At 70.2% G+C, this 13,890-nt stretch carries 11 protein-coding genes; 6 read left to right on the top strand and 5 right to left on the bottom strand.

Annotation, left to right across the window (positions count from 1 at the left end; all coding sequences use genetic code 11):
* Positions 1–74 precede the first annotated feature (74 nt).
* The 5 genes from ACWEFJ_RS06855 (at position 75) to ACWEFJ_RS06875 (ending at position 7,620) form a co-directional block, all read left to right on the top strand.
* Positions 75–2,747 carry an MGH1-like glycoside hydrolase domain-containing protein gene (locus tag ACWEFJ_RS06855; protein WP_378083885.1) on the top strand — a complete coding sequence of 891 codons (2,673 nt, stop codon included), beginning with the start codon at positions 75–77 and terminating at the stop codon, positions 2,745–2,747.
* A gap of 166 nt (positions 2,748–2,913) precedes the next feature.
* Positions 2,914–3,732: a transporter substrate-binding domain-containing protein gene (locus ACWEFJ_RS06860; protein ID WP_378083882.1), complete on the top strand. Its 819-nt coding sequence runs from the start codon at positions 2,914–2,916 to the stop codon at positions 3,730–3,732.
* A gap of 75 nt (positions 3,733–3,807) precedes the next feature.
* Positions 3,808–4,632, top strand: a complete 825-nt coding sequence (locus ACWEFJ_RS06865; RefSeq protein WP_378083881.1) for an amino acid ABC transporter permease — start codon at positions 3,808–3,810, stop codon at positions 4,630–4,632.
* The gene (locus ACWEFJ_RS06870) at positions 4,629–5,393 is read left to right on the top strand and encodes an amino acid ABC transporter ATP-binding protein (protein WP_449713185.1); all 765 of its coding nucleotides are present in this window, start codon (positions 4,629–4,631) and stop codon (positions 5,391–5,393) included. The genes ACWEFJ_RS06865 and ACWEFJ_RS06870 overlap by 4 nt, the downstream gene beginning before the upstream one ends.
* 46 nt (positions 5,394–5,439) lie before the next feature.
* Entirely contained in the window at positions 5,440–7,620 is a 2,181-nt protein-coding gene (locus ACWEFJ_RS06875; protein WP_378083878.1) for a hypothetical protein, read from the top strand.
* Positions 7,621–7,706: 86 nt separating this feature from the next.
* On the opposite strand, the gene mctP is transcribed toward ACWEFJ_RS06875, so the two are convergent.
* From mctP to ACWEFJ_RS06890, 3 genes are all read right to left on the bottom strand, one after another.
* A complete protein-coding gene (mctP, locus tag ACWEFJ_RS06880; RefSeq protein WP_449713186.1) occupies positions 7,707–9,344 on the bottom strand; it encodes a monocarboxylate uptake permease MctP in 1,638 nt (545 codons plus the stop codon).
* The gene (locus tag ACWEFJ_RS06885; protein WP_378083874.1) at positions 9,344–9,610 is read right to left on the bottom strand and encodes a DUF3311 domain-containing protein; all 267 of its coding nucleotides are present in this window, start codon (positions 9,608–9,610) and stop codon (positions 9,344–9,346) included. Before ACWEFJ_RS06885 ends, mctP begins: the two co-directional genes overlap by 1 nt.
* A gap of 117 nt (positions 9,611–9,727) precedes the next feature.
* Positions 9,728–10,429, bottom strand: coding sequence for a GntR family transcriptional regulator (locus tag ACWEFJ_RS06890; protein ID WP_449713187.1), 702 nt, complete (start codon positions 10,427–10,429; stop codon positions 9,728–9,730).
* A gap of 131 nt (positions 10,430–10,560) precedes the next feature.
* On the opposite strand from ACWEFJ_RS06890, the gene ACWEFJ_RS06895 reads away from it, so the two are divergent.
* On the top strand, positions 10,561–11,391 hold the full coding sequence (locus tag ACWEFJ_RS06895; protein WP_449713188.1) for a septum formation family protein: 831 nt from the start codon (positions 10,561–10,563) through the stop codon (positions 11,389–11,391).
* Between the two features lie 51 nt (positions 11,392–11,442).
* Here ACWEFJ_RS06895 and ACWEFJ_RS06900 read toward each other — a convergent pair whose 3' ends face one another.
* Complete coding sequence (locus ACWEFJ_RS06900; protein ID WP_449713189.1) at positions 11,443–11,898, bottom strand: hypothetical protein; 456 nt, start codon at positions 11,896–11,898, stop codon at positions 11,443–11,445.
* Between the two features lie 114 nt (positions 11,899–12,012).
* The gene (locus tag ACWEFJ_RS06905) at positions 12,013–13,824 is read right to left on the bottom strand and encodes a phosphoenolpyruvate carboxykinase (GTP) (protein WP_378083855.1); all 1,812 of its coding nucleotides are present in this window, start codon (positions 13,822–13,824) and stop codon (positions 12,013–12,015) included.
* Between the last annotated feature and the right edge of the window lie 66 nt (positions 13,825–13,890).

Genomic DNA, 13,890 nt, shown 5'->3' on the forward strand with positions numbered 1-13,890 from the left:
GCCGACACGGCGCGCAGCTGTGACCTGAACCCGTCGGTAACCGGTTTACTGAACCGATGCCGCACACTGGCCGAGTGAACGAGCACAGCGGGCAGGCCGAGCGGAGGCGGTTGGCGGAAGCCGACTCACCGACCGCACCCTGGCGTCTTTGGGGCCCCTACCTGGCCGGACGCCAGTGGGGAACGGTCCGCGAGGACTACTCGGCCGGCGGTGACGCGTGGACGTCCTTCCCTTTCGACCACGCCCGCTCGCGGGCCTACCGGTGGGGCGAGGACGGCATCGCGGGCATCTGCGACGTGCACGGGTTCCTCAACCTGGGCGTCGCGCTGTGGAACGGCCGTGACCCGATCCTCAAGGAGCGGTACTTCGGGCTCACCAACAACGAGGGCAACCACGGCGAGGACGTCAAAGAGCACTGGTGGGTGACCGACGGCACGCCGACGCACTCGTGGATGCAGGTCGTCTACCGGTACCCGCAGCGCGAGTTCCCCTACGCCGAGCTGCGCGAGATGGCCAAGCGCGCGAGCCGCACCGACCGCGAGCCGGAGCTGTCCGACACCGGCGCGCTGGACGAGAACCGCTTCTTCGACGTCCGGGTCAGCTACGCGAAGGCCCACCCCAAGGACATCTGCGTCGAGATCACCGCCACCAACCACGGCCCCGACCCGGCCCCGCTGCACCTGCTGCCCCAGTTCTGGTTCCGCAACACGTGGGCGTGGGGCCGCGACGACCGCAAGCCGGGCCTGCGCGCCTGCACCCGAGACGGCTGGCGGCGGATCACCGCCGAGCACGGCGCGCTGGGCCGCTACACGCTGCACGTCGAGGGCACGCCGACGCTGCTGGTCACCGACAACGAGACCAACGAGGTCGAGCTGTTCGGCACCGCGCGCAACCCGACCCGCTACACCAAGGACGGCATCGACCGGTACGTCGTCGGCCGCGACGCGACGGCGTGCCAGGTCATCGGCCCGGACGACACCAGCGAGCCCGGCACCAAGGTCGCCGCCTGGTACTCGTTCGACCCGGTCGAGCCGGGCGAGTCCGTCACCGTGCGGCTGCGCCTGGTCGACGGCGACGGCCACCTCGACGCGTTCGGCCCGAGCTTCCAGGACACCGTCGACCAGCGGCGGGCCGAGGCCGACGAGTTCCACCACACCGACCTCGACCCGAAGCGGGCGCTGATCGTGCGGCGGGCGCTGGCGGGCCTGATGTGGACCAAGCAGCACTACCGGCTGCGCACCGCGGAGTGGCTGGACGGCGACCCGGCGCAGCCCGCCGCGCCGAAGTCGCGCAAGAACATGCACGCCCGCAACGCGCACTGGCGGCACTTCGACGTGGCCGACGTGATCTCCATGCCGGACGAGTGGGAGTACCCCTGGTTCGCCGCGTGGGACCTCGCGTTCCACACCGTGCCGTTCGCGAAGGTCGACCCCGCGTTCGCCAAGGAGCAGCTCCTCCTGCTGTGCCGGGAGTGGCTGATGCACCCGAACGGCCAGCTCCCGGCCTACGAGTGGGAGTTCGGCGACGTCAACCCGCCGGTGCACGCGTGGGCGGCGTTGCAGGTCTACCGGTCCGAGGAGGTCAAGGACCGCAGGTTCCTGGCCAAGATCTTCCACAAGCTGCTGCTCAACTTCTCGTGGTGGGTCAACCGCAAGGACGCCGACGGCAGCTACCTGTTCGAGGGCGGCTTCCTCGGCATGGACAACATCGGCCCGGTCAACCGGTCGGAGCCGATGCTGGGCCAGTGGCGGCTGGAGCAGTCCGACGCCACGTCCTGGATGGCGGCCTACAGCCTGCACCTGATGCAGATCGCGCTGGAGCTGGCCCGCCACGACGAGTCGTACGAGGACGTGGCGACCAAGTTCGTGGAGCACTTCCTGGGCATCGCCGAGGCGTCCACCCAGTTCGGTTCCGGCGGGCGCGGCATCTGGGACGAGACCGACGGCTTCTGCTACGACGTGGTGTCGCGGCGGCTGCCGGACGGGCACATCGAGTCCCAGCCGGTGCGGGTGCGGTCGATGGTCGGCCTGATCCCGGTGCTGGCCTGCGCGGTGCTGGAGCCGTGGGTGTTCGAGGAGCTGCCCGACTTCGCCCGGCGGCTGGAGCACCTGCTGTCGAAGCGGCCGGAGCTGCAGCAGTTCCTCAGCCGCAGCGGCGGCGGCGCGCTGCTCAGCCTGCTGGACGAGCGCAAGCTGCGGCGGGTGCTGAGCCGGATGCTGGACGAGGGCGAGTTCCTCTCGCCGCACGGCATCCGCAGCCTGTCCGCGGCGCACCGCGAGGGCCTGGAGGTGCAGGTCGCGGACCAGGAGCACCGGATGGGCTACGAGCCGGGCGAGTCGCGCACGCCGATGTTCGGCGGCAACTCCAACTGGCGCGGCCCGGTGTGGTTCCCGACCAACGCGCTGCTCGTGGAGGCCCTGCGCACGGTCGAGGAGTTCCACGGCGGTCGGTTCCACGTGGAACTTCCCACCCGCAGCCAGCGGCACGTCACGGCGGGCCAGGCGGCGGACGAGCTGGTCAGGCGGCTGGTGTCGCTGTTCCTGCCCGACCACGACGGCCGCCGGCCCGCGGACGGCAAGCGGATCGAGTCCACGGATTCACCCTTGTGGCGCGAGCACGTCACCTTCAGCGAGTACTTCGACGGCGACACGGGCGAGGGACTGGGCGCGACGCACCAGACGGGGTGGACGGCGCTGGTCGCCAGCTTGTTGACGGATCGTCGTCACACGGGCGCTGAGGGTGAATGAATTGTGTGATTAACGCCAAGTGGCTGAACAATTTGCCGCCGTTCGGGCGCTGTGACGCACAGATTCACGCGCACCGAAGCTCTGTAACACCCACGTGCTGTGCAGGGAGTCACCCAAGTGGCAGTATGCCGGGCACTCGACCGACACAGTTACGAGGAGTGACGCCGTGGCCCGTCGTACCAGGCACGCTGCGCTCGCCGTGTATCCCGTGCTCGCCCTGGCGCTCACGTTGACGGCCTGCGCGACCAAGGTGAACACCGGCTCGCAGGACAGCGGCTCGGGCATCACCCTGGTCCAGAGCGGCAAGCTGGTCACCTGCACCCACCTGTCCTACAAGCCCTTCCAGTTCTCCGAGGGCGACAAGACGGTCGGCTTCGACGTCGACCTGGTGGACCTGGTGGCCAAGGAACTGAACGTCACTCAGGAGATCTTCGACACCCCGTTCGAGACCATCACCTCCGGCGAGGTCTTCAACACCGGCAAGTGCGACCTGGCCGCGGCCGGCATGACCATCAAGCCGGACCGCGCGGAGGTCATCGACTTCTCCGAGCCCTACTTCGACGCCTCGCAGGCGCTGCTGGTCAAGAAGGACTCGCCGGTCAAGTCCCTCGACGACCTCAAGGGCAAGAAGATCGGCGTGCAGCTCGAGACCACGGGCGAGATCTACGCCAACGAGAACGCGGCGAAGCACGGCTACACCGTCGTCCAGTTCGAGGACCTGCCGCTGATGGAGACCGCCGTGCGCACCGGCGCGGTGGACGCGGCGATCAACGACAACGGCGTGCTGCTGGACTACGTCAAGGAGTTCCCGGACACCGCCGTGGTGGCGGAGTTCGACACGCAGGAGAAGTACGGCATCGGCATGAAGAAGGGCAACACCGCCCTGAAGGCCAAGGTCGACGAGGTCCTGAAGAAGGCCAAGGACAGCGGAGAGTACGACCGCATCTACGAGAAGTGGTTCGGCAAGAAGCCGGAGTCGAAGTAACCGGCTGACCGCGGGGCCGGTGCCGCCGAGCACCGGCCCCTCGCCTTGTCCACCCCACCCACGAGGTAACCCCACATGGCACTCTCCAAGCGACAACGGGCCAAGGCGTTCCGCGTCGGCCAGTACGTGTTGCTGGTGGTGGTCGCCGGCATCCTGGCGGTCGTCGCCGACTGGAGCGAGATCCAGCGCAGCTTCTTCAACCTCGACATCGCCGCCGAGATGTTCCCGAACGCCATCACCGTGGCGTTGAAGAACACGCTCGTCTACACGGCCCTCGGCTTCGCGTTCGGCCTCGCCCTCGGGCTGGTGCTGGCGCTCATGAAGCTGTCGCCGGTCGCGCCGTACCGGTGGCTGGCCACCATCTACATCGAGTTCTTCCGCGGCGTGCCCGCGCTGCTGGTGTTCATCGCCCTGAGCTTCGGCGTGCCGCTGGCGTTCGGGCTCCAGTTCGACATCTACTCCACCGTGATGCTGGCGCTGGGCATCGTCGGGGCCGCGTACATGGCCGAGACGATCCGCGCGGGCATCCAGGCGGTGCCGAAGGGCCAGATCGAGGCGGCCCGGTCGCTGGGCATGTCGCAGGGGCGCACGCTGCTCACGGTGGTGATCCCGCAGGCGTTCCGGATCATCCTGCCGCCGCTGACCAACGAGCTGATCCTGCTCACCAAGGACTCGTCGCTGATCTACATCATCGGCCTGGCCCGCGACCAGTACGAGCTGACGAAGTTCGGCCGGGAGACGCTGAGCCGGTCGCCGTCGCTGACCCCGATCCTGGTGGTCGGCCTGTGCTACCTGCTGATCACGCTGCCGCTGGGCCACCTGTCGCGGTACCTGGAGCGGCGCACGGGTGGCAAGAAGGTCAGCACGCCGGAATCGACGGGGTTGGGGGTGTCCGCGTGACCGAGCCCGCGGTCGAGATCACCGGGTTGAAGAAGTCGTTCGGCTCCCTGGACGTGCTCAAGGGCATCGACGTCCGGGTGGACCGCGGTGACGTCGTGTGCATCATCGGGCCGTCCGGCTCGGGCAAGTCCACGCTGCTGCGCTGCGTGAACCTGCTGGAGGAGCCGACCGGCGGGAAGATCGTGGTCAACGGGGTCGAGCTGACCGACCCGGACGTGGACATCGACGCCGCGCGCACGAAGATCGGCATGGTGTTCCAGTCGTTCAACCTGTTCTCGCACCTCAGCGTGCTGAACAACCTCACGGTGGCGCAGCGCAAGGTGCTCAAGCGGGACGCGAAGCAGGCCCAGGAGGTCGCGCTGCGCAACCTGGAGCGGGTGGGGCTGTCGGACAAGGTCAACGCCATGCCCGCGCAGCTCTCCGGCGGCCAGCAGCAGCGCGTGGCGATCGCGCGGGCGCTGTCGATGGACCCGGACGTGATGCTGTTCGACGAGCCGACCTCGGCGCTGGACCCGGAGCTGGTGGGCGACGTGCTCGGGGTGATGCGCCAGCTCGCCGACGAGGGCATGACGATGCTCGTGGTGACCCACGAGATGCAGTTCGCCCGCGAGGTGGCCGACCGGGTGCTGTTCATGGACGGCGGGTACGTCGTCGAGGAGGGCCCGGCCGAGCAGGTCATCGGCGCGCCGCGGCACGAGCGGACGCAGTCGTTCCTGGCTCGCGTGCTCGACCCGACCCACCAGGGGCCGCGCGGCGCGTGAGCCGAACCCGCCCCGGCGGTCCGGGGCGGGTTCTATTGTCGATCGCATGAGCGATGCGGGGGCGCGGGGGCTGGACGTGTTCGACCCCAGCCCGCCGCGCTCCGCCCGGATGGCCGCGGCCGAGGTGCTGCGCGGCGTGGGCGAGGCGGACGGGACCTGGCGGTTACCGAGGCGGCGGGCCGGCATGCCGCCGGTGGTGCGGGTGGCGGACCGGTTCCTGACCGGGGTGCTCGACCTGCGGGCGGTGGAGTTCCCCTACCTGCTGGAGTTCGTGCGCTGCCGGTTCGAGGAGCCGCCGGACCTGCGGCAGGGCAAGCTCGCCGGGATCGAGTTCGCCGACTGCCGGCTGCCCGGCCTGTCGGCGCGCAACCTGAGCTGCGCCAACGAGGTGTCGCTGGCGGGCAGCACGGTCGAGGGCCTGGTGGACCTGGTCGACGCGGACGTGGCCGGGTCCCTGTCGTTGCGCGACAGCGTGCTGCGGGCGCCGGACGGGATCGCGTTCCACGCCGACCGGATGAAGCTGGCGGGCGGGTTGCTGGCGCAGCGGGTGCGGGTGTCCGGCGAGCTGCGGATGGCCGGCGCGCACGTCGGCGGGTACTGCAACTTCAGCGGCGGCCTGCTGGCGAACCCGCGCGGCCACTCGGTCAACGGCACCGGGCTGCACGTCGGCGGCAACTTCCTGATGAACGGCTGCACGCTGCACGGCACCGTGCTGCTGGCGGGCGCGCGGGTCGAGTCGGCGTTGACGCTGCGCGGCGCGACCGCAGCCGACGGGCGCGCGGACGACGACGCGCTGGACCCGCACTCCGACCCGAACGCCACGCTCGTGTTCGACCGCATCACGGTGGACGGCGACGTGCAGCTCGACCGGGGCTTCACCAGCGCGGGCGCGGTGCGCATGGTCAACGCCGCGCTCGGCGGCACGCTGTCGCTGTCCGGCGGCTCGTTCGACGCGCTGGGCGGGACCGACGGCGAGCCCACGGGCTACGGCCGCGCGCTGGCCACCGACACCGCCGAGCCGACCGGGTACGGGCGGGCCCTGCACCTGGACGGCACGACCGTCGGCGGCGACATCATCGGCCGCCAGGCGACCGTGCGCGGCCAGTTCCGCATGGTCGACCTCCAGGCCAGGGGCAGCCTCATCCTCGACGGGTCCACGCTGGAGAACCCGCGGGCGGACGCCGTGCTGGGCAACCGGTCGCGCATCGGCAGCAACTTCGCCGCCCGCGAGGTGGAGGTGACCGGCGGGCTGGAGCTGCGGGGCGTGCAGGTGGGCGCGAACCTGGACCTGCGCGGCAGCCGCATCACCCGGCCCGGCCGGTACCGGCACCAGCCCGCGGGCAAGCCGTCGCTGGACGTCGGCGGCGCGGTCGTCGGGCGCGACCTGATCTGCGCCCGCGGCGCGAAGGAGTTCGTCGCGCACGGCGGCGTGCGGGCGCGGCGGGCGCAGGTGGGCCGGATCGCCACGTTCGCGGGCGCGGTGCTCGGCGACAAGCTGGACGCGCACCCGTTGAACCTGCTCGGCCTGCAGGTGCCGGAGCTGGAGCTGACCCCGATCAGCCCGCCGCGCGGCGACGTGACGCTGCGGCAGGTGCGGTGCACCGTGCTGGACGACAACGAGCACTTCTGGGCCGCGACCGGGCGGATCGACCTGGAGGAGTTCCGCTACGACTCGCTGCGGCACCCGATCGACCTGCGGGACGACGCCGAGGTCGAGCGGCGGCTGCGCTGGCTGCGGCAGGCGATGCGGCGCACGTACCGGCCGGGCCCGTACGACCAGTTCGCCGAGATGCTGCGGGCGGGCGGCAACGACGAGCACGCGGCCACCGTGCTGGTGGAGAAGCAGCGGCTGCGGTACCGGGCGGTCGCGGAGGGCAGGCGGTGGCTGCGGTCGCCGGTGCTGCTGTGGAGCTGGCTGCAACGCGCGATGGTGGGCTACGGCTACCGCCCGGCGCGCGCGTTGGCGTGGCTGGTGGTGACGTGGCTGCTGGGCAGCGTCTACTTCGCGACCGGGCCGAGGCTGGAGGAGATCAACCAGGACGACCACCTGTCGTGGAACCCGTGGCTGTTCACCATCGACCTGGTCGTGCCGATCGTCGACTTCGGCAACAAGAACCGGTGGAACACGCCGGACGAGGCGCAGTGGATCGCGTCCGGGCTCATCGTGATGGGGTGGGTGCTGGCGACCACGGTCGCGGCCGGCCTGACCCGGATGCTGAAGCGGTGACCTCGCCTGCGCGCGTGGGCCGGAACGACGCGAGTCCCGCCCGGCGGGGGGGCCGGGCGGGACTCGGGCGGAACGCGCCGGGCCGGCTAGTGCACGGCCGCGACCGGCTTCACCCGGTCGCTGTCCTCGTCCACGTGGTAGTCGTCGGCCTGCGTCTCGTCGGTGCCGTTGAACACCCGGGCCCGCTTCGCGATCAGCGTCACGATGACGGCGACCAGCAGGTTCGCCACGACCGCGACCGCGCCCACGTAGATCTGCACCGCGGAGCCCGCGAACGGGTGCCAGCCGAACAGCGACAGCTTGTCCAGCGGCAGCGCGGACCCGGCGAAGTGCGCCTTGCCGATGGCCGGGTTGCCGATGTTGTAGAGCAGCCACATGCCGTAGCCCATGCCGACGACCCAGCCCGCGATGAGGCCCCACAGGTGGAACCACCGCGTGTAGAGCGCGATCGCCACGGCGGGCAGCGTCTGCAGGATCATCACGCCGCCGATGAGCTGGAGGTCGATCGAGAACTGCGGGTCGATGAACACGATGAACGCGACCGCGCCGAACTTGACCACCAGCGACGCCAGCTTGGCCTGCTTCGCCTCCTGGGCGGGCGTGGCGTCCTTCTTCAGGTACTCCTTGTAGATGTTGCGCGTCCACAGGTTCGCCGCCGCGATCGACATGATCGCCGCGGGCACCAGCGCGCCGATCGCGATGGCCGCGAACGCCACGCCCGCGAACCAGCTCGGGAACTCCTGGCCGAACAGCACCGGGATGATCGTGTTGGTGTCGGGGCGGCCGGTGGCCTGGTTGGTGATCGGCTTGGCCCCCGCGCTGATGGCGACGAAGCCCAGCATGGCCAGCAGGCCGAGCAGCAGCGAGTACGCGGGCAGCGCGACCATGTTCCGCTTGATCACGTTCCGGCCGCGCGAGGCGAGGATGCCGGTCAGCGAGTGCGGGTACAGGAACAGCGCCAGCGCCGAGCCCAGCGCCAGGGTGGCGTACTGGAGCTGGTTGTTGCCGGTCAGGAGGATGCCGTCGGCCTTGTTCTCGGTGGCCGCGAACTTCGCCTGCGCGCTGTCGAAGATCGCGCCCCAGCCGCCGAACTTCGACGGCAGGTAGATCACCGCGACCAGGATCACGATGTAGATCAGCGTGTCCTTGACGAACGCGATCAGCGCGGGCGCGCGCAGGCCCGACTGGTAGGTGTAGAGCGCCAGGATCACGAACGCGATGAACAGCGGCAGGTGGCCGAGGATGCCGGAGCCGTTGAGGCCCATCGTGCGCAGCACGGCCTCCAGGCCGACGAGCTGCAACGCGATGTACGGCATGGTGGCGACGATGCCGGTGATGGCGATGATCAGGGCCAGCCAGTGGGAGCCGTAGCGGCCGCGGACGAAGTCCGCCGGCGTCACGTACCCGTGCACGCGGGACACCGACCACATGCGGACCAGCGGCAGGAACACGATCGGGTACAACACGACCGTGTAAGGCAGCGCGTAGAAGCCCAGCGCGCCGGCGCCGAACACCAGCGCGGGCACGGCCACGAACGTGTAGGCGGTGTAGAGGTCACCGCCGACCAGGAACCAGGTGATCCAGGAGCCGAACTTCCGGCCGCCCAGGCCCCACTCGTCCAGGTGGTCGAGGGTGCTGCCGGCCTTCCACTTCGCCGCGACGAAACCCAGCACGGTGACCAGCAGGAACAGCGCGCTGAACACCACCAACTCGGTCCACTGCATTACTTGGCCCCCTCGTCCAGGTCGTCCACGCCGAGCAGGTCCGGCTTGCCCTTGACGACGGGTTGGTCCTTGGTCTTCACGTACACCAGGCCCACGCTGAGCACGCCGACCGGCACCCACGCGAACTGGTACCAGTAGAAGAACGGCAGCCCCAGCACCCTCGGCTCATCGGAGTTGAACCAGGGCGTGACGAGCATGAAGAGCGGAACCAGCAGCAGCAGGTTCCAGTTGCTCCAGCGGAGGCTCGATTTTCGAGCAGACGACATGTGCCCCTCCGTACGGCGGCCTGGTAACGCGGTGTCGCGCATGTTAGGCCGGAGGTTGGACAGCCGTCACCATGTCAGGTGGGTTACCGACGCATGACGTAGCTGGATCGTGACCAACTACCCCTTCGCCCGCAGGCCGGTGACCAAGTGGTCCTCCGCGCGGTCGAAATAGGTCAGCAAGGACTCTTCGGCCTGCCGAACCTCGCCCGCGTCCAGACGCGTCACGATCGCCTCGTTCAGCGGCAGGTAGTCGCGGTGGAACTCCTCGGGGTCGCCCATCACGTGGAACGCCAGCCGCACCTCGGCGAGCAGCCGCGCCATCTCCTCGTCCAGGCGGGCGCTGCCGGCCAGCGCGGTGAGGGCCTGGTGGAACCTGACGTTCGCGGTGCCCACGCCGGTCCAGTCGCCGCGCTCGCGGCAGGCCAGGCCGAGGGCGACGGCGTCGCGGACGGCCTGCTTCGCCGCGTCGGCGGCGTGCGGCCACCGCCGGACCGCGCCGCACTCGATGACCCGGCGGGCGGCGTAGATGTCGACGATGTCGGCCACGTCCGGGCGGCGGACGAACACGCCCTTGCTGTACTCGTGCACCAGCAGCCGCTCGTGGGTGAGCAGGCGGAACGCCTCGCGCAGGGTGTTGCGCGAGATCCGGAGGGCGTCGCCGAGGGCCTTCTCGTTGAGCTGCCGGCCGGGTGCGATGTCGCCTTCGAGCACGCCGGCGCGCAGCTTGTCCGCCACGCGCTCGGCGGTGCTGGAGCGGTCGAGGTCGCCGCGTTCCTTCGCGAGGGCGGCCAGCCAGCCGTCCGCCTGGGCCGTGGTCATGGTGCAGGAGTCTACGACCTGCGACAGGAATGAAGTATTGAAGGATTGTTGAACGATCCAGCACTGAGTGGCCGCCGACCACTCCACGAGCGGCGGGAGGGGACGGTGTCGGGGTCAGTAACCTGGCCGCCGTGAAGGGCTGGCGGGCGGTGGGGGCGGTACTGGCCGTGGTGTCGCTGGCCGCCTGCACGGGCCCGGTCGCCGGGATGCCCGACGCCGAGGTCGTCCGGCCCTCCCTCACCCCGACGGTGGACCAGTTGCCCAAGGTCGGCCAGTGCACCGACACCGGTCTGGAGGTCCTGGACTGCGCCGCGGCGCACGAGGCCGAGGTGACCGAGGTCGGCCGGCTGGACGGGTTGGGCGAGGCGTACCCGAACGACCGCGACCTGCGCCGGGCCGTGCTGCCCGCGTGCCGGGCCGCGCTCACCGCGTACCTCGGCAGCGCCGACCACGACGCCACCCGCCTCCAGGCCCACGCGCTGTGGCCGAGCCGGGACGGCTGGGCGAAGGGCGACCGCTGGCGCCTGTGCACGGTGGTGGAGCTGAAGCCGGACGGCAGCCGGGCGCGGCGCGAGGGCTCCGCCAAGGACCTGCTCAAGGCGGCCGGGTTCGGCACCGTGCAGCTGTGCGCGACGGCGTCGCCGGGTGAGGCGAAGGACGCGGGGATCACCACCTGCGACCAGCCGCACAAGGCGGAGGCCGTGCCGGGGGTGTTGGCGCTCGGTGACCACCGTGAGCCCGCGCCGTCGCTGGAGCAGGTGAACGCCAAGGCGGCCGAGCACTGCGCGCGAGCCGTCACGAACTACGTCGGCGCGGCGCGCGAGGACGTCTTCGCGTCGTGGCGGGCGTTCGGCAGCCAGGCGTGGTCCGAGGGCTACACGTCGGCGGTCTGCTACGCCGAGGCGGTCCGGCCGTTCACGGGGCGGCTGTGGGGCCTGGGGAAGAACCCGCTCCCCCGCTGATCCACACCGACCCACAGGCTGTGCACAGCTTCATCCACACCCTGTGGACAACTAGCGCCGCCGCCACGCCAGCACCACCAGCAACACGCCCACCAAGATCGGGCCGCCACCCTCGAACACGCGCCTGAACACGGGCAAGAACGGAGGGGTACCCAGTTCGAACAGCACCGAACCCGTCAACGCGGCGACCCCGACCGTCAGTGGAGCGGCTGGGGACAGCTTCCCCAGCGACACCAACCCCACCAGCAGTCCCGCAAGTCCCAACGCCACCAGCCCGCGCCACCGCACCTCGTCGAACTGGTCCAGCGCATAGCCCCACGCGAGCGCCCCGAGGCAGGCGGCGAACGCCCCGAGCACGAAGCCGGCCACGTGCCACCACGCCGACACCCGCGGCCGGGCGGGCGGCCCGACCGGGTGGCGCCGCACGACTCCCGAGCTCGGCCCGCCCTCCGCCTCCGGCACCCGGTCGAAGTGCAGTCCGCCCAGGAAATCGTCCCGCTGGGTCACTCCTCCTTGGTACCTCCGGACGAACCGGAAATCACGGTGGGTGATCAAAAAGAGACCCGGTGGACGCCGTTGGCCACCGGGTCTCGCGCCGGGAACGTCTCGGGGGGTGCGGGCTCAGCCGAGGCGGAGCTTCAGCGCCTCCAGCTCGTCGCGCAGCGAGGTCGGCACCTTGTCACCGATCTTGGCGAACCACTCCTCGATCATCGGGATCTCGGCCCGCCACTCGTCGGCGTCGAACGCGAGCGCCGCCTCGACGTCCTCGCGCGGCGCGTCGAGGCCCTCCAGGTCCAGCTCGGCCGCGGTCGGGACGTGGCCGATCGGCGTCTCCACCGCGGCGGCCTTGCCCTCGATGCGCTCGACGGCCCACTTCAGCACGCGCGAGTTCTCGCCGAACCCGGGCCACAGGAACCGCTTGTCCTCGCCCCGGCGGAACCAGTTCACGTAGAAGATCTTGGGCAGCTTGTCCGCGTCGGCCGACTTGCCGGTGTCGATCCAGTGCTGGAAGTAGTCGCCGGCGTGGTAGCCGATGAACGGCAGCATCGCCATCGGGTCGCGGCGCACGACGCCGGTCTTGCCGACGGCCGCGGCGGTCGTCTCGCTGGACAGCGTCGCGCCCATGAACACGCCGTGCTGCCAGTCGCGCGACTCGGTGATCAGCGGGATCGTGGTGGCGCGCCGGCCGCCGAAGAAGATCGCCGAGATCGGCACGCCCTTCGGGTCCTCCCACTCGGGGGCCTTGATGTCGCACTGGGCGATCGGCGTGCAGTAGCGGGAGTTCGGGTGCGACGACAGCTCCTCGCTGTCGGGCGTCCAGTCCTGCTTCTTCCACGAGGTGAGGTGCGCGGGCGGCTCGCCCATGCCCTCCCACCACACGTCGCCGTCGTCGGTCAGCGCGACGTTGGTGAACAGCGAGTTCCCCTTCTCGATGGTGCGCATCGCGTTGGGGTTGGTGTGGTAGTCGGTGCCGGGGGCGACGCCGAAGAAGCCGTTCTCCGGGTTCACCGCGTACAGCCGGCCGTCGTCGCCGAACCGCATCCACGCGATGTCGTCGCCCAGGGTCTCGACCTTCCAGCCGGGGATGGTCGGCTCCAGCATGGCGAGGTTGGTCTTGCCGCAGGCGCTGGGGAACGCGGCCGCGATGTAGTAGGCCTTCTGCTCGGGCGAGGTGAGCTTGAGGATCAGCATGTGCTCGGCCAGCCAGCCCTCGTCGCGCGCCATCACCGAGGCGATGCGCAGCGAGTAGCACTTCTTGCCGAGCAGCGCGTTGCCGCCGTAACCGGAGCCGAACGACCAGATCATCCGCTCCTCGGGGAACTGCGTGATGTACTTCGTCTCGTTGCACGGCCACGGCACGTCGGCCTGGCCCGGCTCCAGCGGCGCGCCGATCGAGTGCAACGCCTGGACGAAGTCGGCGTCCTCGCCGAATCGCGCCAACGCCTTCGTGCCCATGCGGGTCATGATGTGCATCGAGACCACGACGTACTCGGAGTCGGTGATCTCCACGCCCAGCATCGGCTTCTCGGCGTCGAGCGGGCCCATGCAGAAGGGGATGACGTACATCGTCCGACCGCGCATGCACCCGCGGTACAGCTCGGTCATGATCCCCTTCATCTCGGCGGGATCCATCCAGTTGTTCGTCGGGCCCGCGTCCTGCGGATCCACCGAACAGATGAAGGTGCGCTCCTCGACCCGCGCCACGTCGGTCGGATCCGAGGCCGCCCAGAACGAGTTGGGTTTCTTCTTCAGCGGAACGAAGGTGCCGGCGTCCACGAGTTTGGCAGTCAGCCGGTTCCACTCGTCCTGCGAGCCGTCCGCCCACACCACTTCGTCGGGGCAGGTCAGCTCGGCGACCTCGCGCACCCAGGACAGCAGGCGAGCGTGGTCGGTGGGTGCCTGGTCGAGACCGGGAATGGTCACTGCCGTCATCTCGTCTCGTCTCCTAGCTGAGCGCCAGCCCACGGTGGACGCCGTTGTCCCGGTGGGACGTCCTCT

The organism is Actinosynnema sp. NPDC004786 (assembly GCF_053601135.1).